This window comes from Microbacterium sp. CH1 (assembly GCF_001595495.1).
GTDB lineage: Bacteria > Actinomycetota > Actinomycetes > Actinomycetales > Microbacteriaceae > Microbacterium.
In genome coordinates, this window is the sequence record NZ_LOSO01000018.1 from 64372 (window position 1) to 83849 (window position 19478).

Consider the following 19478-nt stretch of genomic DNA (forward strand, 5'->3'; position numbering starts at 1 on the left):
ACATGGTCGATGAAGCCCGACCGGTTCGGGCTGTTCGACGGCTACGGCAACCCTCCGTGCCCGATGTGCGGCATTAACGGTGTCGATCCGGGCGACTTCGGAGACTGGGAGTGCCCCTACGGTCACACCTGGCGGGCCTACGGCAACGGCGGACTCACGCTCGGCATGGTCCCACGATGTCCCGATCATCACGTGCTGCCTGTCAGCGCTTGAGCCACTCAACAGACTTCGGTGGCTCCGCGCGGCGGACAACCTCGCCCCCCATGTGCGCTTGTCTGCTTCTCCATGGTAGATATGCACGACTGACCGGCGGGCGCATCCCAGTGAAGTCGTCACCAACTGGTCTGCGGCAGACACGAGTGACTGTTCTTGACACTCCGCGCGGGTGAGAATCGGCGTGTCGCCCGCATTCTCTATTTGCACATAAACGAGAGCATTCCAGGGAGCGATCCTCCAGGTCACGCGAATTCCCCAGAGGCTGCATGAAAAGTCCTATGGTGGCCGCATGGTCGACCGCGACGAACACATCTACTTCCTCGTGCACAGGGCGCACGAGCGGTTCAAAGTGGGTGTCGCAAAGCAGCCGCTGCGGCGATGGGCGCAAATTCAGCCTCATGACCAGACAGACTTCCGGGAATCGCTCGTTTTCGATGTTGCTCCCAATGTCTCGCCGTGGTGGGTCGAGAAGACTCTCCACCGCGCGATCGCAGACGCCCGGCTCGACATGCCTGGATCTGTTGCAGGCTACACCGAATGGTTCGACTACCAGGCTTTCGATTCAGTCCGGATATTCGCCGCTGAACGCGGAGAGCTTCTCGGCGTGGGCGAGGGCTATACCCTTGCCAGGCCGTCGCGACCGGAACACATACCTGGAGCGGGGCGACGGGGCCCCGCGCGCTCAGGATGGGAATCCATGTTCTCCAACGATGCGGTGGCGTGGAACAACGAAGTCGCGACCTGCGTCGAGAGATGGGCAGACCGCCTGCTGGCGACTGATTCGTTGATCGGCAGGGTCGTCAGTGACGAGATATTGTACTTGTTCTTCTGCCGGGAGCGGGTAACGATCGACCAGATGCGTCTGCACCCGTACGACTCCCTGATCTCCGTGGTCGACTTGGCGCCGGGCGGTGGCTTTCGCGAGCGCGTTTGGATTGGTGGACGTGCACGGGACGATGGAACGCTCATCCGACTTTCCCTCCCACACTCTTTCCCCTTGATGGGACGACGAGACAGCGTAAGCCGGGCGCAGGCCACGCCCGGAATCGACCGCGTGCGGGTGGCTCTGAGTCGCTTGATCGCTTCGGCGCCACCACTCATGACTCAGCCCTTGCTGTTGGCGCTGAGGTGAAGAACGGACTGCTCCACGACATGAAACTCTTCGAGACTGCTACGAGGTTCAACCTCCCCGACGAGCGTGTGTGGCTCGTCGGAGACCTGCACGGCAACGCAGGATGGATTCAAACGCTCCTGCCCGCGATGCGCCGATTTGATCCAACGATCCGCACGATCCTGCAGGTTGGCGACTATGGCTTCGATCACGACGGTCGCGGGACTCAGACCGTGGACTTCTGGGCAAGGAATGCTGGCATCGAACGTGTTCTTGTGACGCTCGGCAACCATGAGGCGTGGGGGAAGATCACGCCGGCCCAGGAAGCGGCTCCAGGTCAGCCAATTCGCGCGAGCGAACTTGTGTGGCTCCTTCCGCGGCCGTTCAGGTTCACAATCGCCGGGCGTGAGGTGCTCTCCCTGGGGGGCGCATCCAGTGTGGACAAGGCGTTCCGCACACCCGGTAAAGACTGGTTCGAGGACGAGCTCATCACCGAAGAGATGGAGAACGCAGCGATCGCCGCAGGTGCCGCCGACGTGCTCCTCACGCACGAGTCACCGGTTGACGCGGCCCCTGAGGTGCTCGCAATCATCGCCAGCAATCCTGACGGATACCCGCCTGAAGCCCTGGCGATCTCGGCCGCTCAGCGCGAGCGTGTGCAGCGGGTGAGTAACGCGGTCAGGCCTGCCCTACATTTTCACGGCCATATGCACACGTACGGGAGCATCGATCTCGACAACGGGAGACGCGCGGTCAGCCTCGATCGCGATACCCGCGCGGGCAACGCCGGCATTCTGGATATGAAGACACTGACCTTCGAGACGCTTCCGCACGATCTTCGTCGCCGCTGATGGCCGTCACGGTTCCAGCTCTCGATGACACGGGTGGCCAGACGAAGTAGCACCGGTAATAGCGTTACTCGTTACCAGCGCTACTGGCACGCATCAAGAGCACCAGGGCGAAGCAGAGTCCGGCCGATGGGTTATCGAGCACAGGTCCGATGCGGCTCCGACTGATTAGGCTACGCGCAGGATCACGGTGGGGTCTTCAGTGTTCACCGACCGCGAGTTGTTCACCTTACGGTCGACGACATACTGCTCGATGGTGGCGGCGACGGCCGCGGATGATCCGTCGAGCGTGGCGAGCATCCGCCGGCATCGCGCGCCTCGCGGGTGATCACGACGAAGCAACGCACGTGCTCGCCGTGCACGTCCATCGACCATGTGAGTCCGGCCGCGGCGAGAAGCCCGTCGCCGTGGAGGAAGTGCGGGGTCTTGTCGCCCTTCTCCCCAGTCCACTCGAAGTAGCCGCGCATCGGGACGACGCAGCGCGCCGCGGTGAACGCCGGCGCCCAGAACCCGGTGGCGAGCTTCTCGATTCGGGCGTTGATGATCGGCGCGCCCTTCGGCCTCGACGGCGGCTTCTGCCAGTCCCACCGCACGAGCTCGAGGAACCGGCCCTCGCCGCGGTCGCGGACGATCGGTGCGTCGTCGGTCGGGGCGATCGAGTAGGAGCCATGCCCGGACTTCCACCAGTCCTCGGGCTTCCCGCCTTCCGCGACGAACTCTTGGATGAGCTCGTCGGTCTTGGCATCCATCGCGAAGCGTCCGCACATGAGGGTGAGCCTACGCGCGACGCTCGGGCTCGGCGACCTTGATCGCGTTGCCCCACACCCAGCACTGGTAGACCTTCTCGCGCACGGTGAACTTAATGCCGGCCGCGATGCTGTTCGAGCGCACGAGCTCGGCGTCGACGCGGGTGTGCTTCGGCCCGAACCGGACCCACGCCTTCACCTTCGGCCGGTGCCCTTCGGGGTAGATCGTCATCGGCAGCCGGTCGGCCTCAATCTCCTCGGGGTGAGGGACTGCAGCGGACCGGCCTTCGCGATGAACGTCTCGATGATCCGCTCCTCGGTCTGCCGGCCGTAGTAGGCGGCGTACCGCTTGTTGGTTCCCACCGCCGGGCGCTCCTTCCTCCGGCCGATACCAGGCTAGTAATTATCGAACATGCGTTCTATGCTGTTAACCCATGAACGTCGCTCAGGTCGAACACCATGCAACCCTATGGATGGCCGACGACGTCCCGACACGCATGGTGTACGCGGGCAAGCGGTGGCGCGTCACCGACACCCCGCCCGCCTCCGGCACTCCAACTGTTCCGTGCCGCTCGGCGAGGCGCACTCCGGCCTCTACGGTTGGCGATTCCAGGGCACCGACGACGACAGCCGATCCCTCGTGTTCGACGTGTACCGTGCCGGGTACAGCTGGCACGTGCACCGGACCTACGACTAGACACAACGCGAGCTGAAGCCGGGCTCCTGCGATTGTTCTATGGGACGTACGGCACGCCGGAGTCCACCACCTCAGCATGCGGATAGTCCTTCAACTTGAGCTGCTCAAGCGTGCGGATGCGACGCGCAGCTGTCGCAGTGGGAGGTCCGACGTAGATGTCGTTGACCTGAAGCACCTCCCCAGCGCCTTTATGAGTCAGTGGCTCGCTATGGTTGCCCAGCCTTAGGAACGGGATTATCCCGCGGGCCGAAGGGCGGAAGTGCGGGCGTCCCCGGTACGTGATGATGTACCGGATCTCCTGCTCCGCGATGAAGGATTCATGCTTGAGCACTGCGACGAGGGCTGCGAGATAATCCTCGAGCATCCACATCGTGCCGCTGATGGCGGACGCAAGCCCCAAGATCGAGTTGGACGCCGTCAGCTCGTCGAAGACTGAGTGGGCGTAGGTCGTCTTGTCGGTCGCGGTGTAAAGCACCTCCAACCAGCCGTCGCCGAAAATATGTGGGTCCTCCTCGACGTCGAGGGGGCGAAGTCGGGCATCCGCCGCGAGACCTACTGCGTACCCACCGGCACCTGCGTATCCCTGGTACTGGTTCACCAGGGTGGGGCTCTTTGAAGCGCTGACGATGTAAATGGGGAGGGTATCGAATACGTCGGGCAGTGTCGCAATGTAGTTCCGCAGCGCCTCGACTGCCGATGGTGATGCGGTCGGCTTCGGTAACCACGTCCTTACTGCCGCCTGGACTTCCCCGACGCCGTGCCTAATCTCAAGCGCATCGTTCAGCATTGTGTACGCCGACGCCCAGACCTGGTGGCCCGTCAGGATGCCGTAGACACCGCCGGCATCCGTGTAGTGGTAGGCCGTTTCGGTGTGCCTACGCAATGAAGCCCCGTAGGTGGCGGTCTGGTGAATCATGTAACGGAGAGTAGCGCAGGCTGGGTGCGTCACCGTAGCCAGCTATCGCAACGCATCCCTGCGCTTACTCGTGTGAATCGACTTTCCAGCGCCTCCTCTTTGGGGCAGTCCTCGGAGGCTTTAGGACATCTTTGAAGTGGAACGGCGGCGCTGAGGCCGGCACATTCAAACGGAAGGGTCGCTCCGGACTGGGGAGACATCCGCCCGCGCTTGGCGCAGACTATGGACATGCAGCTTCCGTTACATGCGCACGGCCCTTCGCTGACGTCAGATCAGGCGAGAATGCTCGACGATGAGTTCTTCCACTCGAACCCCCTCGGCCACTTCTCGTCGAAGATCGCGAATCTCCTCGAGGCAGAGAGCACATCGTCGCATCCGACCGCCGAGTCACATTCGGAGTTCTTCGATGCGCTCGGTGTGACCGAATCGGAGTTCTTGATCGACTTCGATGAACAAGAGCGACGCGTGCAGACAGCCATTGAAGCGCTCGCATTGCGCCATCAGGCTGCGGAGGCGCTGACCCGGTTCACCTATGCGGTGGCGGCTTCAACGCCGAACGGCAGGGATGCTCGATGCGTGTGGCTAGCGATCGCCGATAGCCCTACGAGGATGATCGACGTGCTGCACGGGAACGTCGACGCCCTCAACGCCGAAGGCAGGTTCCTCGAACTGTTCTTCCCACCTGGTGCCGTTATCGATCAAACAGCGATCCGAGCCGCTGACACCGCTATCGCCTGGCTGAACCATGCGGCGTTTCTTCTATCAGACAACGAACTGTCCGTAAACGCTGCCAATAACAAGGTCAAGCACGGACTCGCCGTATCCGCTCGGGGTGATGTGCGCATAGAGTTCGTGACCACTCCTCCAGACGCCGACGGCAACATCCCTGCGAGCGCCTTCGGAGAAGGGAAGTCCGTTCCTCTCTTCGACCGGGCGATGTTGACTTATCTGTGCAGACCTCACGGCACCCCTCGCCAAGGTGTCGAGGCTGTGTCCCTTCGTGTTGACCTACCCATCGTGCTGGCCGAGGCGTGGATGATGGCAAACATTTATGCTGCCCTTTTCGCCTCCGCAGCGCGGCGGCACTTCGGGAACGACCTGCCAGACGGCATCGCCGAGTACCCCAGGCTGGTTGTCGATCGACTCCCCGAGCACGTCATCGGGGGTCGTGTCCTCGGCTTCCGTTCGCCCGTCACCACTCCGCCGGACGGAGACACGCCGCATCGGCCGATTGGCATCTTCTTCCACCGACGGTTCGTTCCCGTCAACGTCGACTTCGAAAACCGGTTCACGGGGCGCGTCATCGAAGGCTAGGCGTACCTGATCAGCGGCGAGTCCCGGCCGATTCGCTCTAACCCCGGATAAAGGGGCTTGGCGCCGATAGTTTGGATAACTGTGAATATCGGCGGTTAGAAACACACCCCTTGAAGTGAGATGGGGCTGAGCACGAGCTTAACGCGTTGAGTGCACGATTACGAGTGGATCTGTCGTTTCTGCTTGTATTCGAACCTGCGGCCAGCGCTGAGGAAGCAACGTCAGGTCTGCGAGGGACGCCAGTAGGGTGATGGGATGCCCCAGTCGCCACCGCAGAACCCCTTCGTCGCCGCGTGGCGATGGCTGGGGTACTGGGGGGATCGAGGAGAACCACTCGTCACGACGGCGACGCTGCTGGGCACGACCGGAGGCGCGGCGGGACTCGCGACCTCCGGCTGGTGGTGGATCCTCATCGTCGTGTCCGCGTTGCTGCCGATCCCCGGCGTCTTCTGGCGCAAGCGCGCAGGTGAGGACGATGAGCGTGCGGATGCCCGTGAACGGCTGATGGAGGAGAGCCTTCCGCGATTGCTCGAGCTCGCTGCGACGACGACTTCACAGCCGAGGTCAGAGCGTGCTCGGGTCTTGGAATCTGCCGTGCACCGCGTGGTTGGAGATCTCAGGAATGCCTTCGACGACGTCTCCGGCGTCCGGGTCGTCGTGTTCAGGATCAGCGACGACGGCACGCAGATGATTCCCTTCGAGCCGGCGGGTCGCCATGACCGGCCAAGCCCGTTTGTGCGGGGCACCGAACGCGGCGACAAGGCCTTCGCGGTGCTCAGCGGCGACAGGTCCTACGTCATGGTGCAGGATCTCTCGAAGACTGCACCTGGAGAGTGGGCGGGCACCGCAGACGGCTACTCGACGTTCGTCACTGCCCCGATCCGTTCCTCCGACGAGGGGTTCGGGCTGCTTACGGTGGATGCGCCAGTTCCGGGCTCGCTCGAAGAGCGGCACGCGTCCACGCTCGCACTGTTCGCATCTGCCCTCGGCGTGTTCTTCGCAGAAGCCACCCGCGGTGGGGGTGGGTCCAGGTAGCATGAAGGCATCACAGGAGGTGACGATATGGGCAAGATCAAGCTGAACGAAGCGCGACCGAACTACATCGAGCGTCCGGTCGTCGACCCCAAGAAGGCGATGGAGCGCGCGCAGAAGCAGGTGCGAGCCGAGCGGAATCGCCGTGCTCATTTCCTGATCACCTCAACTGCCCGAGGCTGAGACTTCACCACCCTGTTCGCTGCGGAGGCCTATAGTGCCCCGAGCCGGGTTATGCGCGCAGGTTAAGGGACTGCTGCACGAATAGGTGACAGGTTGTGGTCACGCCGCCAGCGCGACGGTCGTGTTCATGATGGTCTCGAATTCGATGGGCGTCAAACGGCCCAGGCGGGCCTGGCGTCGGCGGCGGTGGTAGGTCCGCTCGATCCAGGTGATCATCGCGATGCGCAACTGATCCCGGGTGGTCCAGGACCGGCGGTTGAGAACGTTGTTCTGCAGCAACGCGAAGAACGATTCCATGGCTGCGTTGTCCCCGCTGGACCCGACTCTGCCCATGCTCCCGACCATGCGGTGACGGGCCAGGGCGCGTAGCATCTTCCTGCTTCGGAATTGAGAGCCGCGGTCGGAGTGGACTACGCAACCGGCGACGTCGCCGCGCACGGCGACGGCGTTGTCGAGCGCCTGGACGGCCAAGCGGGACTTCATCCGCGAGTCGATGGAGTACCCGACGATCCGGCCGCTGAACACGTCCTTGATCGCGCAGAGGTAGAGCTTGCCTTCGGCGGTCTTGTGCTCGGTGATGTCCGTGAGCCACAGCTGGTTCGGCGCATCGGCGGCGAAGACGTGCCGGGTGCGGCCGTGCTCGTCGACGACGGCGCACAGGTCGTCGTGAACGGGCGGCCCGGGCCGGCGGTTCTTGCCCCGTTTGGGTTTCCCGAACGCGCTGAACCAGCCGTTGCTGGATGCGATCCGCCACGCGGTCCGGTCCGACATCGCCTCACCGTTGTCGCGGGCCTCGTCGGCGAGGAGTCGGTGTCCGAACTCGGGGTCGTCCTGGTGAGCGTCGAACAGCGCGTTCGCGCGATACGCCTCCGCCACCTCGCTGGCGGTGATGGGAGTCGCCAGCCAGCGGTAGTAGGGCTGGCGGGAGAGCTTGAGAACCCGGCACGTCACCGTCACAGGGATCCCTGCTTCGGCGAGCTCTGTCACGAGCGGGTAGAACCTTTTCCCGGCAGGTTCGCCTGCGACAGATACGCCGCCGCCCGCCGCAGCACCTCGTTCTCCTGCTCGAGAAGCCGGATCCGCTTGCGCGCTTCCCGCAACTCGGCAGCCTCGGTCCGCGACTGGCCGGGCTTCGCGCCCTCGTCGACGTCGGCGCGACGCAACCACTTCTGCAACGTCATCGGATGAACCCCGAAGTCTTTCGCGATCTGCTCGATGTTCACGCCGGGCTCACGGTTCTAAGCAACGCGCACAACGTCGTCACGGAACTCGGACGGGTAGGGCTTGGGCACAGCAACATCCTTCCAGGCCGCCCTCCCGGGCAAGCCAGATCAGATGTCACCTATTCGTGCAGCAGTCCCTTCAGCATTGCTGAGGGGTTCGATGTCATCAGCGACGAAGGCGGCGGATATCAGCTCTGGGGTTATCTGGGTGAGACCTCATGAGGCATCTCGCGACGGCTTGACGGTCGCGGTGACAGCTCGTCACGTTATGCGTTGCTGGATCTGATCCCGAAGGGCACTCGCGAAAAACTCGGGGATCGGCGACTGATCGTTCTCCGTGCGGATCCAGTACGTACCCGTCAGGTGACCGTAGTCGTTGAAATCGAGCTCTGCCGACCATGTCGTCAGGCCGCTATTCGAGCGGACATGGATCTTCACGATCTGACCATCCACTGTCGCGCCAAGAACGCGAGGTGTTGTCCTTGCCAAATGCTCAACCAAGCCGAGGAATTCCGACTGGGTGAGCCGTTCATCGAACTCGGGCGGCGTGTTCCTGCGCCGTGACTCTTCTCTGACGGACTTCACGATCTTCGTGATTCCGGTGCCGGCCAGTGCGACCGAACCGCTGATCAATAGCTTGTCCAGGATCCCCATCGTCAGCCTCCCATGACCTCAAGACCCGGCAGAGCCTTGACGATCTTCACCGTCTCCACGCTCACCGTGGTGATGCGCTGCAGGAGTTCGAGGATGTAACGCTGGTTGCCGTGCTCGTCACCCCACGCGTTTGGGTCGTTGACGATCCCGGACGGCTTGTCGGTCTTGATCTGGTAGCGCTCCAGGATCCAGTCCAGTGCGGATCGGGAACCGAGCATGTACTCGTGAGCCTCCGCAGGGATACCCGACAGGGTGATGTCGTCGTTGTAGATGACCTTGCTCTTGTCGACGTCCTTGCCGGCCTTCCCGTAGCGCATCTTCGTCACGCGAAGCGATGCGTTCTCGCGCTGGGTCACGGTGAGCGGGTATTTCGGCACATTCTCGTAGTCCAGGTGCAGATTGCTGAGAGCACGACCGGCCTTCGCGAACTCCTTGAACGCCTTCACCTTCGGGATGCGCGGCAGCATCTTCTTGAGATCCGACTCGAACTCGGCGCGGTACTCGGGCGAGTGCATCAGACCGTACACGTAGAAGAAGATGTCGTCCTTGGTGACCTTCTTGTCGTAGGTGCTCTGGAAGTCGCGGAGGATCTCGTCGGTGATGTTGTCGATGCGCTCGTATTTCTGCCCCTCGCCATTAAGGTCGAGGCGTCCTTCGATCTCGTCGAAGACCGGGAGAGTTCCCGAGCCGGGGAACAGCGTCGCGGGGTCGTCCTCGATCTCGCGATAGGTGTAGCGGGGAAAGAACTGGCCACCGCTACCAGCGCCGGTGACGTGAAGGTCCGGGATGCAGTCGAGCATGAGTGCAGAGAACGGAACAGCTGAGCTCATACCCACCACGTAGAAGCCTAGGTTCCGACTCCCGGCTTCGGGGAACACGTGATCCAGCTTGCCGTTGCGGGTGTTCAGCGCAGGATCGTAGTAGGCGAGCTGCTTGGCAAACGGTCGATACATCACAACTCGACCGACAGAATTTGGGTTGAACTTGACCGGCTTGCCAGCTTTGAGTCGCGCCAGAAGGTCCCGGCTCCAATTCACTTGAGTTGCGTCCGTGGTTACGAAGTCGCGCGGATCGGCATCGCTTTCCGCCTCGATCCAGCGCTGGACCTCCGCGTTGTAGTTCTCGATCAAACGCTTCGCATTCTGCACAAGATCTTCCGAAGAGTAGCTATATACCCAGGCATCGCGTGACGTGACGAGGCCGTGGGAGTACATCGTCATGATCCTTGTTTCGCGCGAGATTCGATCCTTCGACCCGAGTGGGGCAAAGCGCCCGAAGGTGTCACTGCGCATCCCGATCCAGTCGCCCTCTGGTGACGGATCAATCTGGCTCCACGGCATCGTGCTGACCGAACTGAATGCTGCGATCTTCTTGAGCTTCTGGTCGGTGGTGAGGTAGTCACCGATGTCGTAGTAGTACAGCTTTCCGGGTGACTGCTGCTTCGGGTTCTTCACGAACAGAGCGATGGCGACCGTCGTTCGCGCTCCCTGGCCGAAGACGTTGTCCTTCTCCATGCGCCGTCGCTCACCAGATGTTCGAGCATTCCCCCGTAGGTTGAAGATGTAGACGCTCGTGAACTCGTCGATCAGGGACAGCCTGAGTCCATCGGCGGTGTTCGCTTCGATGTAGCCACCGTTGGAGACGTAAGCGACGATGCCCTGATCGCCGATGCGGTCGGAAGCCCAGCGAATCGCGCGGATGTAGCTGTCATAGAGGTTGTACTTCAGTGTTGCAGTGGATCGCTTCGCGTACGTGTCGCGTATGTTCTTGTCGAGCGTGGGGTAACTGTTGTTCTTGTTCGCGTCGTTCTCGGACTTCTGGGCAGCTGAGTACGGCGGGTTGCCGATCACGACCCGGATGTCGCGCTCCTTCTGCGCGATCACCCGGTCATTGTTGGCCGCGAAGACGCCGAGGTCGTCCATCTTGTCGTCGTCCTCGAACATCTGGAAAGTGTCCGTGAGCACGATTCCGTCGAAGGGCACGTAGTTGCCGCCCTGCAGCGAGTGGTACGTCTCCTCGATGTTGATTGCGGCGACATAGTAGGCGAGCAGCACGATCTCGTTGGCGTGCAGCTCGTAGCGGTACTTCCGCGCCAGGTCGTTCGGCTTGATGAGCCCGGACTGCAGCAGCCGTACGATGAAAGTCCCGGTGCCGGCGAATGGGTCCAGCACGTGCACGCCCTCGTCCGAGAGCGACGAGTCGAACTCGTCCTTCAGGATGTCGTCGACGGAGTGGATGATGAAGTCCACGATCTCGTTGGGCGTATAGACGATGCCGAGCTTCTCGCTGGTCTTGGAGAACGCCGTGGAGAAGAACTTCTCGTATAGTTCCTTGACGATGGTCTGCTTGGCGCCGGCGTCGTCGATATCGGCGGCTCTGGTCCTGACGCTCTCGTAGAACTGCTCGAGCTTGTCTGTCTCGTTCTCCAGGTTCTGGCCGTCGAGGACCTCGACCATCCGGTTCATCACCTGCGAGACGGGGTTGTTCTCGCTGAACGCGTACCCCTCGAAGAGGGCGTCGAACACCGGCTGGGTGATCAGGTGCTGGGAGAGCATCTGCACGGCGTCGTCGTGCGAGATGTCGGGGTTCAAATTCAGTCTGAGGCCCTCGGTGAACGCCTCGAACTCCTCGCGGATGCGCTTGTTGTCGCCGTTGATGAGCGCCTCGATGCGGGTGGTGTGCGCATGCGCGATGTCGGCGACATCCTTGGCCCAGTTCTCCCAGTAGCGCTTCTGCCCGACCTTCTGCACGATCTTTGACAGGATGGCGTCGCGCCACGCTTCGATCTTGGAGAAGTCCAGCTGCACCTGGGCGTGGACCTTGTCGGCTCCGGCGACCGCGGCGTCGACATCGTCTCCGTCGTCGCCCTTGCCGCCGCCCGCCCCGATGACGTCAACGATGAGGCGGTCGGTCTTCTTCGTGAGGTCGATCTTGTTGACCTCGGCGTCGAAGCGCTCGTCGTGCGCGCGCAGAGCCTGGAGCACCTGCCAGACCACGCGGTACTTGTCGTTGTTGTTCAGTGCCTCCTCCGGCGCGACGCCGCCGGGGACTCCGATCGGGAGGATCACATACCCGTAGCGCTTGCCGGCCATCTTCCGCATGACGCGGCCCACGGACTGCACGACGTCGACGACGCTCTTGCGCGGGTTCATGAACATCACAGCGTCCAGCGCGGGAACATCGACACCCTCGGAGAGACACTTCGCGTTGGAGAGGATCCTCACCGTGTTGTCGGGTGCGGCCTCCTTCAGCCAGTCGAGCTTGTGGTTGCGCGCGAGCATCGACTCGGTGCCGTCGACGTGCTGCGCCTGGGTGTGCAGCAGCTTGGACGTGTCCTCCCCGGCGTCGGTCAGGCGCTGGATCTCGCTCTCGATGACGTCCTGGAAGGTGTTCGCGAGCGCCTTGGAGGTCTTGATGTCCTTGGCGAACATCACTGCCCGCTGCATGGGTGACGGGTCGTCTTCGTACTCTGTGGGAATGACGGACTTCTTTGCGAGACCGTTCCACGTGCCGATGATCTTAGCGGTGTCCTCCATCGCGAGCTCGTAGCCGTCGCGGGACATCAGCGACTGGAACTCGCGCGCGACGTACCCTTCGTCGACGGCGAGCACCAGCACCTTGTAGTCGGTGAGCCGGCCCATGGACACGGCCTTCCCGAAGCCGAGGCGGTGGAACTCAGGGCCGTAGACGTTCTCGTCGTCCATGTCGGCGAGCTTGGCGCCAACCTCATCGGCCTTCTTGCGAGTGCCGTCGGAGAAGATCCGCGGCGTCGCGGTCATGTACAGCCGGCGCTTGCCCTGCACGAAGGACTGATCGTGCACCCTCATGAAGGCGCTTTCGTCGTCACTGGAGAGTGCGGCTCCAGTGGTGCGATGTGCTTCGTCGCAGATGATGAGGTCGAACTCGCCGAGACCGCCGCCGAGCTTCTGTGCCTTCGAGATTACGGGCAGGGACTGGTACGTGGAGAAGATCACGGTGACGCGATCGGAGGCGTCGCCGGCGGAGACCTGCTTCACCAGCGCAGCGGCGTTGGTCGTGGCGGGATAAGCGAGATCTGTGACGGGGATGTCTTCATCGGTGCGGCGCTTGCCCACCGAGACGTCTGAGCACACCGCGAAGGAACGCAGCGGCACCTCGGCCTGGATCGTCCACTCCTTCAGCGTCTGACCGAGCAGCGCGATGGAGGGCACGAGGAACAGCACCGTGCCCCCGGGCTTCACCGTCTGCTCTGCCAAGCGCAAGGAGGTGAAGGTCTTCCCTGTCCCGCACGCCATGATGAGCTTGCCGCGGTCATGCTCTGCGAAGCCGGCGAGCACATCGGAGATCGCCGTCTCTTGATAGTCGAACGGACTCTTGCGTGGCTTCGTCGTCAGGTCTGCGGGCTTGTCCCAGACGAACTGCGACCAGTCGATCGAGGACTCGTCAAGGTCTTGCACGCGGAGTCGTTCGACGGGGATCGTCTGGTTGGCGATCGCCTCTTCGGCGTTCTTACCCCAGGTGTCCGACGTTGAGACAATCAGGCGCGACGCGAACTCGGGGGTCCCGTCCTCGAGCGACTTGCCGGAGGCGGAGAGGAACGAGTCCAGCATCGCCTTGGTGACGGTTGTCTTGGGGGCGAAGAACTTGCACTGGATCGCAGTGAGCTCCCCGCTGTCGCGGTTGCGCGCGACGAGGTCGACACCGGTGTCGGTGCGGTTCCCGCGCGCGGGGTATTCGCTCCACCGCCACACCTCGTCGAACAGCGCCTCGTACTGCTGGTCCGTTTTCAGGAAGGCCTGGATGAGGCGCTCGAAGTGCGCCCCCTTGTCGTACTCGTCGAACGCGACCTTGCGGTACTGCTCCAGCACATCGTGGATGCTCAGCACAGGGATCGGTTCAGACATGTCGCTCGATTCAGTTCAGGCCTGACAGAAGTGTTCGATCCAAAACTATCGGGATCAACGAGGCCGGTTGGCTGTTCATGGCAGGGGCTGTCTCAACGGGACCTCAACGGAACTGCCGTGCCTGCGCGGCGAGGACGGTCGCCCGCATATCCTCGTCGAGCGCAGCGACGAGGACTTCGACGCCGGCGTCGGCGATTGCAGCGGTGAGCCAGGCGCCCGGGCGCCGGAGGTATCCCGCAGCCGCCTCGTCGGCCACGGCGAGGATCAGGCGTTGCGCGCCGAGCTTCTGACCTGCCCAGGCGAGCTTGAACGCATCGGTGGCGAGCTTGCGGGGCTGTGCACCCTTGAGCGCTCCGATACGGGCGTAGGCCTCGACCAGCACGCTGTAATCGGGGCTCGCTCCGTCAATCTCGACGTGCGCGTCGCCGATGGCGATCCTGGCCGGTGCGAGCACGACCTCAAGCTCTTGGGCGACGGCCATGATGATGGCGTGCTCCGCCGAGCGCTGCTCAGAGGAGTCCGAGGCGTGAGTGGTCATGCTCAGGACGCGGGGTTCGTGTCGAACATCGCTGAGGTGACCCCGGCGAGCAGCTGGCCGGGCTCTGCGTCCAACGTCTCGGCGAGGCGCAGGAGCGTCTTCACGTTCATCATCGCTCGGCCGCTTTCGTAGCTGCGTACGTTCGATGAGTCGATACCGCTGGTCGCGGCAAGTTGGTCGACGGTGAGCCCGCGGTGCTGGCGGAGCTCGCGGAGGGCAGATCCGAGCTTGACGGCTGCCGCTGATGAAGTGCGTGCCATGGTGGTTCTCCCGGTCTCAGATGCTCGGCCAGTCGCTGGTCAGGTAGGCCTCGACGGCACGGTGCCGGAACGAGTACGGCTTGCCGCGATCGATGATGCCGCGCACGGTGTCGAGCCGCTGTGCGGTGGGGCCGGCGTCGGTGACCTTCTTGAAGCCCATCGCCTCCGCGATGCGAGTGAGCGTGCGCTCGGCGGCTGGGAGCTCAGCCATCGCCTGGAGCAGCTGCTTCTCGCGGGCGGGAAGGCGTTCGAGGATGCGCTCGACGTGAGCGGTCGCCTCGCGCTGCGCACCGCGCCAACCGCGCCGTACCTCGTCAGCCGTGATCGTGGTGCCCTTGCCTGCGTACCAGGCCTGCTCGCCGGCGAGCTGGAACAGGAACGGCTCGCCGCGGCAGATCTCGACGATCAGCGCGGCGGCTTCCGGGTCCATGAGGATCGGGGTCGTCCCTCCGGCGCCGTCAGGCACCTCCCATCCGTCGAGCACGAACTCCTGCAGTGCCGCGGCAAGGTCTTCGTCGTCGATCGCGGAGAGCGTGGTCGTCTTGAAGCGCCGTGCGAAGGTGGCACCCTTGCGGGCGCCGGCCATGTCCTCGAAGTCGGGGAGGCCGGTCAGGTAGACGGCAAGGGGGAGGGACCTTCGCACGCGTGCGCCGCCTGGGACATGGACCTCGACCTCATGGGTGAGCGCGTCTCCGAGCGCGATGAGCAGCTGCGAGAGCGCCTTCTCCTCGGTGATGTTCTGGATCTCGTCGATGTGGATGAGCGCCATGACGTCGCCGCGCGCGATCGCTGCGACGCCGACCTCGATCAGCAGCTCTGTGAGTGCCGAGTAGGGCTCGGGTCCGTCGACACCGCGGAGGGTGAGCGAGATGCCGGAGGCGGCCACCGCCTGCACTCGGGAGATCGCATCGCCGATGCGCTTCTCGCGCGACGCGGGGAGGCCAGCGGCGTCTGCGAGCTTCAGCGCAGCGTCGGCGACGAGCTTGAGTGGGTCGCTGCCGGCGGGAATGCGCAGCTGCGGGGTGACCCAGTCACCCGCACGTGCTGCCTCTTGCGCGATCCTGCGCACGAGCGTGGACTTCCCAAGCCCCGGCTCTCCGAGGATCGTCCGGCCGCGCTCAGATAGGCCGGCAAGCCGTCGCGGGCGGACGACATCACGCCAGTCACTCAGCTGCTCGGTGCGCCCGGCCCAGACCTCCGGGATAGTGTCGGAGCCAGGGCTGAATGGGTTGTCGAGTGCATCGCGCATGTTGATAAGTTTATCAGCAGAAGCCACCTTGATAAGGTTATCGCCGTTTGGAGGACCGCGTGTCGTATGTGGACAGCCCGCACGGCGAGGACGCCGAGGGGCGAGAGCTGCACAGGACGTGCCCTGAGTGCCAGCGTGACTGCGAACCGGTGCCGCTCGAGACAGCCGAGGGTATGCGGATCAGCTTCCTCTGCCCGTTGCACGGCGTGCACACGGTGATCGATCCGTTCGAGGGACTGCGCTGAGCCGGCCTTCTGCGGCCGGCGCGTTGTGGCGAGCTCTCACAGAACGGATCTGGCAGCTCCCTGCCTTCCCGCCTAGGCAAAGAGGCGCGAACGGGCGCTTAGCTTCTCCGTCTCCACGTGGAGATTCGACCCGATCCAAGTTGCGGAAACGGATCGGGAACGGGGAGCGGGTGCGCGGCATCTGCCCATCGCGCCCACCGGGTATCACTAACCCGAGGGGCGTACCGATTCTGGCCGAGCAAATACGGTACGCACGCTATCGGCTGTTATCCCAGCTCAGGCGAGACATATGAAGCTCAGCCCGCGAGGTCGGCGTACCGCTTTTCGGGGCCTCGGAAGCAACTACGGTACGCAGCCGTGAGTGCATCCGCCTTGAAAAAGCAGTGAAGTTGAGTGAAGAAGTCGAGAGTTGTACCGGATGTACCGGTGATCTCGAGAAACTCCACACGTGCGCGCACGCGCGCACGCACACGTAAGTTTCTCCGGGAATCGCGGTACAAACGGTACTTTCGCTCTTCCGCGCGAGCATTGCGCTGATAAGCGCACTTTTCCCGGCGTACCCCTTTCTAGTGAGCCGGCGGTACGCGCGGCGCTGAGCCCTCAGTCGTGCGCGAACGCGATTCCGATCTGATCTGGACTTTGAACGCCTCGTGAGGCGTACCGAATACTCGGTACGCCTGGCTCCGCAGAAGCGTAGCTGGCTCCTCCACCGATCGCCCAATGCACCTCCGCGTACAAATTCTCTCGGTTACGAATCTAGTTATGATTTTTGCTCAGAAACGGGGAGATTGTCAGAAACTGAACGTTCTTGAGTGGTATATTTATCACGTCCAACCGCCGGTTGGATGCACCCGACGGAACCCGGGGTTGGATCCCGCCGTCGTTACAGATTCCAAAGCCTCGGGCGAGTGCGATCACCAGCGCATGATGAGCCCAGCGGTCAACAGGCTGGTGAGAACGCGGATCGCCTAGGGCGATCCTGGCGAGAAGAACACCGGCAGGTGCTCGCGAGACATGCAGGTGCCCTCCTCTTTGAGAGGAGCGGGTCTTGCCTGCTACTACCGTCCCTCGCCCCCACTCGCGGTTCACCCTTCAGGAAGCCGCTCGACTCCGCCGCATCGGTCACTCGACGCTTCGCCGCAAGATTGCTGATGGGTCTCTCCCTGCCGAGCGGATCGGTAGGCGCCTTTACGTTCGCCCCAACGACCTGGACGCGCTCGCTCAGCCCGTTGTCGGTCGCCCGACGAATGACCGAGCGGTCGAGTCAGCGGTCGCACGCATCGTTGCCGACGCCCCGCGGCTGACTCCGGGGCAGCTTGAGCGCCTCGCCGTCATTCTGGGAGGCACGCGGTGAACGAAGCGGCCGATCTGTTCGCGACCCCGCCAATAGGCGACGTGCAGTCACACGCGCTCCGCGCGGTCTCGCCTTTTTCCGCGAGCGCTGCTCGCGGGCAGAGCTCAGTAGGAGATGCAACTGACCCGTTCCCGTCGGGAAAGGCAACTGCCTCGGGTACGTCATCTCCTTCGACCAGCGATCCGACCGGTTCCCACCCGTTCCCTCTAGGAGAGGGAACGGGGGAACAGGTCAGATCGGTTATCGCTGCAGCTCCCTCCCGACCCGTTCCCGACCACGGGAATGGGTCGGGAACGGGTGACGACTCAACGACCACCATTGGTGCCACGCGGTTGTCACTCGCCGTTACTCACGCCGGACGAGCGCCACACGCCTCCCTGCTGGCGAGCCAGCGAGCGGAGCGAGCGGTCCCTCATATGACGGTCATCCCGCCGAAGGCGGGTTCGACCTGGTCCGCGCAGGATGTCGGCGACATTGTGAGCGGTCTGCGCAGTGGCACGCTGGACCGTCCGCGACCGACTGTCGGCCGACTGTCGGACGGGAGTCATTGGCTGTATCCGGCGGCCGTCAACGGGCTGGCCGGCGAGTCGGGCTGCGGCAAGAGCTGGACGGCGTTGACCACCGTCGCGGCAGAGCTGAAGGACGGTCACAATGTGGTCTACATCGATCTGGAAGACAGCCCTGTCGGAATCGTGTCTCGCCTGCTGGACCTCGGCGTTCCAGACGGTGTGATCGCAGCTCCAGATCGGTTCGCGTATGTCCGGCCCGAGGAGGCCTTCAAGGACGATATCCGGTCTGACCTCTGGACGACCCTTCAGTTCATGAATCCCTCGCTCGTGGTCATCGACAGCACAGGCGAGAGCATGGCGCTTGAGGGCACGGACCCGAACTCCGATGATGCGGTCGCACAGTGGTTCAAGCGCGTCCCGTCGGAGATCGGTCGCCGAGGTCCTGCCGTTCTCTTGCTTGACCACCTCCCCAAGTCCGACAGCGCGGCTGCATCACCAATCGGGTCGCAGCGCAAACGCGCAGCCATCTCTGGAGTCCAGATGATCCAGACGGTGCGCGCGGGGATGTCGTTCGCTAAGGGGCGTTCGGGAGAAGCGCGGTTGACGTGCACGAAGGATCGACATGGACACTTCACGACCGGAGAGGTGGCAGTGACGCTGTCAGTGAATCCTGCTCTGGCGCGCGGAGAGTCCGGCATCGACGCAGTGCTCGGGCGGCCCTCGAGCGATGACTGGGCGCCGACGCGTCACATGAGCGACATCTCCCAGTACTTGGAGCAGGCGGGCACCGCGCAGACAACGAGCCGGATCAAGAGCTCGGTGAAGGGTAAGGCGGAGACGTTGGCGGCTGCGCTGCGCATCCTCGCGGACAGCGGCTACATCTCCTCCCGAGCAGGATCCAGGAACGCCGTGGAGTACACCCACGTCAAGCCCTACCGGATCGGCGACCCCTACAGCGTTCCTGATGACCTCGCGGCCGGAGGGCGTTCGCAGTGCGGGCATCCCTGGCATGACAGTAGGTGCAATCCTGACTGGTGCCACGCGACGCATAGGGGTCGATGCAACGAGATGGTCGACCAGGGCTACTTGCTCGACATCGACGGTGAAGTTCTTGAGGAGCCGTCGTCGATCGCGGAGCGCAAGAGCGAGGCGGTCCAGTCGATCATGGACCGTCCGGATGGCAACTTCGGCGGATTCCCCTCCGGCATGGGAGGGCGCTATGTCGGCTGAGGTCATTCTCGTCCCCGCGGAGAGGGAGGCGATCCGTCAGATCAGTCCGGCGCTGACCTGCCGCTGGAGAGGCCGCGCTGCGACTTGCCCCGCAGGGCCACAGGAGCTTTCGAGGAGCGAAGCGCGCGCGAAAGTGTATGGGGCTACACCTTCTTCTGACGCGAAGGAGAAGCCCACCCACCGAAGGGAGCACAGGGGTGGGATTCGGATGAGCGGCAGGAGAAGCCCCTCGGGAGAGCCGCCGGAGGCTTCGTGGGCTGTTGCGTCGAG

19 protein-coding genes are annotated in these 19478 nt (G+C 63.4%); 9 read left to right on the plus strand and 10 right to left on the minus strand.

Annotated features, from left to right (window positions below; genetic code table 11):
* The first annotated feature begins 9 nt into the window (after positions 1 to 9).
* From AUV07_RS17645 to AUV07_RS11400, 3 genes are all read left to right on the plus strand, one after another.
* Positions 10 to 213, plus strand: coding sequence for a hypothetical protein (locus AUV07_RS17645; RefSeq protein WP_157524043.1), 204 nt, complete (start codon positions 10 to 12; stop codon positions 211 to 213).
* Positions 214 to 505: 292 nt separating this feature from the next.
* On the plus strand, positions 506 to 1348 hold the full coding sequence (locus tag AUV07_RS17650; protein WP_157524045.1) for a GIY-YIG nuclease family protein: 843 nt from the start codon (positions 506 to 508) through the stop codon (positions 1346 to 1348).
* Positions 1345 to 2178 (plus strand): metallophosphoesterase family protein, encoded by an 834-nt coding sequence (locus tag AUV07_RS11400; RefSeq protein ID WP_157524047.1) that lies wholly within the window; start codon positions 1345 to 1347, stop codon positions 2176 to 2178. Before AUV07_RS17650 ends, AUV07_RS11400 begins: the two co-directional genes overlap by 4 nt.
* A gap of 221 nt (positions 2179 to 2399) precedes the next feature.
* On the opposite strand, the gene AUV07_RS11405 is transcribed toward AUV07_RS11400, so the two are convergent.
* From AUV07_RS11405 to AUV07_RS18130, 3 genes are read right to left on the minus strand one after another with little or no spacing between them, the layout of a single operon-like run.
* Entirely contained in the window at positions 2400 to 2942 is a 543-nt protein-coding gene (locus AUV07_RS11405; RefSeq protein ID WP_062636237.1) for an SOS response-associated peptidase, read from the minus strand.
* 10 nt (positions 2943 to 2952) lie between these two features.
* A complete protein-coding gene (locus AUV07_RS18025; protein WP_231868251.1) occupies positions 2953 to 3153 on the minus strand; it encodes a hypothetical protein in 201 nt (66 codons plus the stop codon).
* Positions 3150 to 3284: a hypothetical protein gene (locus tag AUV07_RS18130; protein ID WP_269454388.1), complete on the minus strand. Its 135-nt coding sequence runs from the start codon at positions 3282 to 3284 to the stop codon at positions 3150 to 3152. Before AUV07_RS18130 ends, AUV07_RS18025 begins: the two co-directional genes overlap by 4 nt.
* Before the next feature lie 154 nt (positions 3285 to 3438).
* Here AUV07_RS18130 and AUV07_RS11415 point away from each other — a divergent pair, with 154 nt between their 5' ends.
* Positions 3439 to 3618 carry a hypothetical protein gene (locus tag AUV07_RS11415; protein ID WP_231868252.1) on the plus strand — a complete coding sequence of 60 codons (180 nt, stop codon included), beginning with the start codon at positions 3439 to 3441 and terminating at the stop codon, positions 3616 to 3618.
* 37 nt (positions 3619 to 3655) lie between these two features.
* On the opposite strand, the gene AUV07_RS11420 is transcribed toward AUV07_RS11415, so the two are convergent.
* On the minus strand, positions 3656 to 4534 hold the full coding sequence (locus tag AUV07_RS11420) for a hypothetical protein (RefSeq protein ID WP_062636240.1): 879 nt from the start codon (positions 4532 to 4534) through the stop codon (positions 3656 to 3658).
* 228 nt (positions 4535 to 4762) lie between these two features.
* Between AUV07_RS11420 and AUV07_RS11425 the strand changes: the two genes are divergently transcribed.
* The 3 genes from AUV07_RS11425 to AUV07_RS17655 all read left to right on the plus strand — a co-directional run bounded on the left by AUV07_RS11425 (position 4763) and on the right by AUV07_RS17655 (position 7063).
* A complete protein-coding gene (locus AUV07_RS11425) occupies positions 4763 to 5848 on the plus strand; it encodes a hypothetical protein (protein WP_157524049.1) in 1086 nt (361 codons plus the stop codon).
* Positions 5849 to 6103: 255 nt separating this feature from the next.
* The gene (locus AUV07_RS11430; RefSeq protein ID WP_062636244.1) at positions 6104 to 6883 is read left to right on the plus strand and encodes a GAF domain-containing protein; all 780 of its coding nucleotides are present in this window, start codon (positions 6104 to 6106) and stop codon (positions 6881 to 6883) included.
* 27 nt (positions 6884 to 6910) lie between these two features.
* The gene (locus AUV07_RS17655; protein ID WP_157524051.1) at positions 6911 to 7063 is read left to right on the plus strand and encodes a hypothetical protein; all 153 of its coding nucleotides are present in this window, start codon (positions 6911 to 6913) and stop codon (positions 7061 to 7063) included.
* A gap of 99 nt (positions 7064 to 7162) precedes the next feature.
* Here AUV07_RS17655 and AUV07_RS11435 read toward each other — a convergent pair.
* The 6 genes from AUV07_RS11435 to AUV07_RS11460 form a co-directional block, all read right to left on the minus strand.
* A protein-coding gene (locus tag AUV07_RS11435; RefSeq protein ID WP_442922883.1) for an IS3 family transposase occupies positions 7163 to 8286 on the minus strand; the annotation gives its coding sequence in 2 pieces (ribosomal slippage) (positions 7163 to 8068 and positions 8071 to 8286; 1122 coding nt in all).
* A gap of 261 nt (positions 8287 to 8547) precedes the next feature.
* Positions 8548 to 8940, minus strand: coding sequence for a hypothetical protein (locus AUV07_RS11445; protein ID WP_062636248.1), 393 nt, complete (start codon positions 8938 to 8940; stop codon positions 8548 to 8550).
* 2 nt (positions 8941 to 8942) lie between these two features.
* A complete protein-coding gene (locus tag AUV07_RS11450) occupies positions 8943 to 13823 on the minus strand; it encodes a DEAD/DEAH box helicase (RefSeq protein WP_197462142.1) in 4881 nt (1626 codons plus the stop codon).
* Positions 13824 to 13926: 103 nt separating this feature from the next.
* The gene (locus tag AUV07_RS11455; RefSeq protein ID WP_062636250.1) at positions 13927 to 14361 is read right to left on the minus strand and encodes a hypothetical protein; all 435 of its coding nucleotides are present in this window, start codon (positions 14359 to 14361) and stop codon (positions 13927 to 13929) included.
* Positions 14362 to 14363: 2 nt separating this feature from the next.
* Entirely contained in the window at positions 14364 to 14621 is a 258-nt protein-coding gene (locus tag AUV07_RS17360; RefSeq protein WP_082802926.1) for a helix-turn-helix domain-containing protein, read from the minus strand.
* Positions 14622 to 14637: 16 nt separating this feature from the next.
* A complete protein-coding gene (locus AUV07_RS11460; protein ID WP_082802927.1) occupies positions 14638 to 15870 on the minus strand; it encodes an ATP-binding protein in 1233 nt (410 codons plus the stop codon).
* Positions 15871 to 17163: 1293 nt separating this feature from the next.
* On the opposite strand from AUV07_RS11460, the gene AUV07_RS17365 reads away from it, so the two are divergent.
* A complete protein-coding gene (locus AUV07_RS17365) occupies positions 17164 to 17469 on the plus strand; it encodes a helix-turn-helix domain-containing protein (protein ID WP_082802928.1) in 306 nt (101 codons plus the stop codon).
* Between the two features lie 416 nt (positions 17470 to 17885).
* Positions 17886 to 19208, plus strand: a complete 1323-nt coding sequence (locus AUV07_RS11470; RefSeq protein WP_062636254.1) for an AAA family ATPase — start codon at positions 17886 to 17888, stop codon at positions 19206 to 19208.
* The last annotated feature ends 270 nt before the right edge of the window (positions 19209 to 19478 follow it).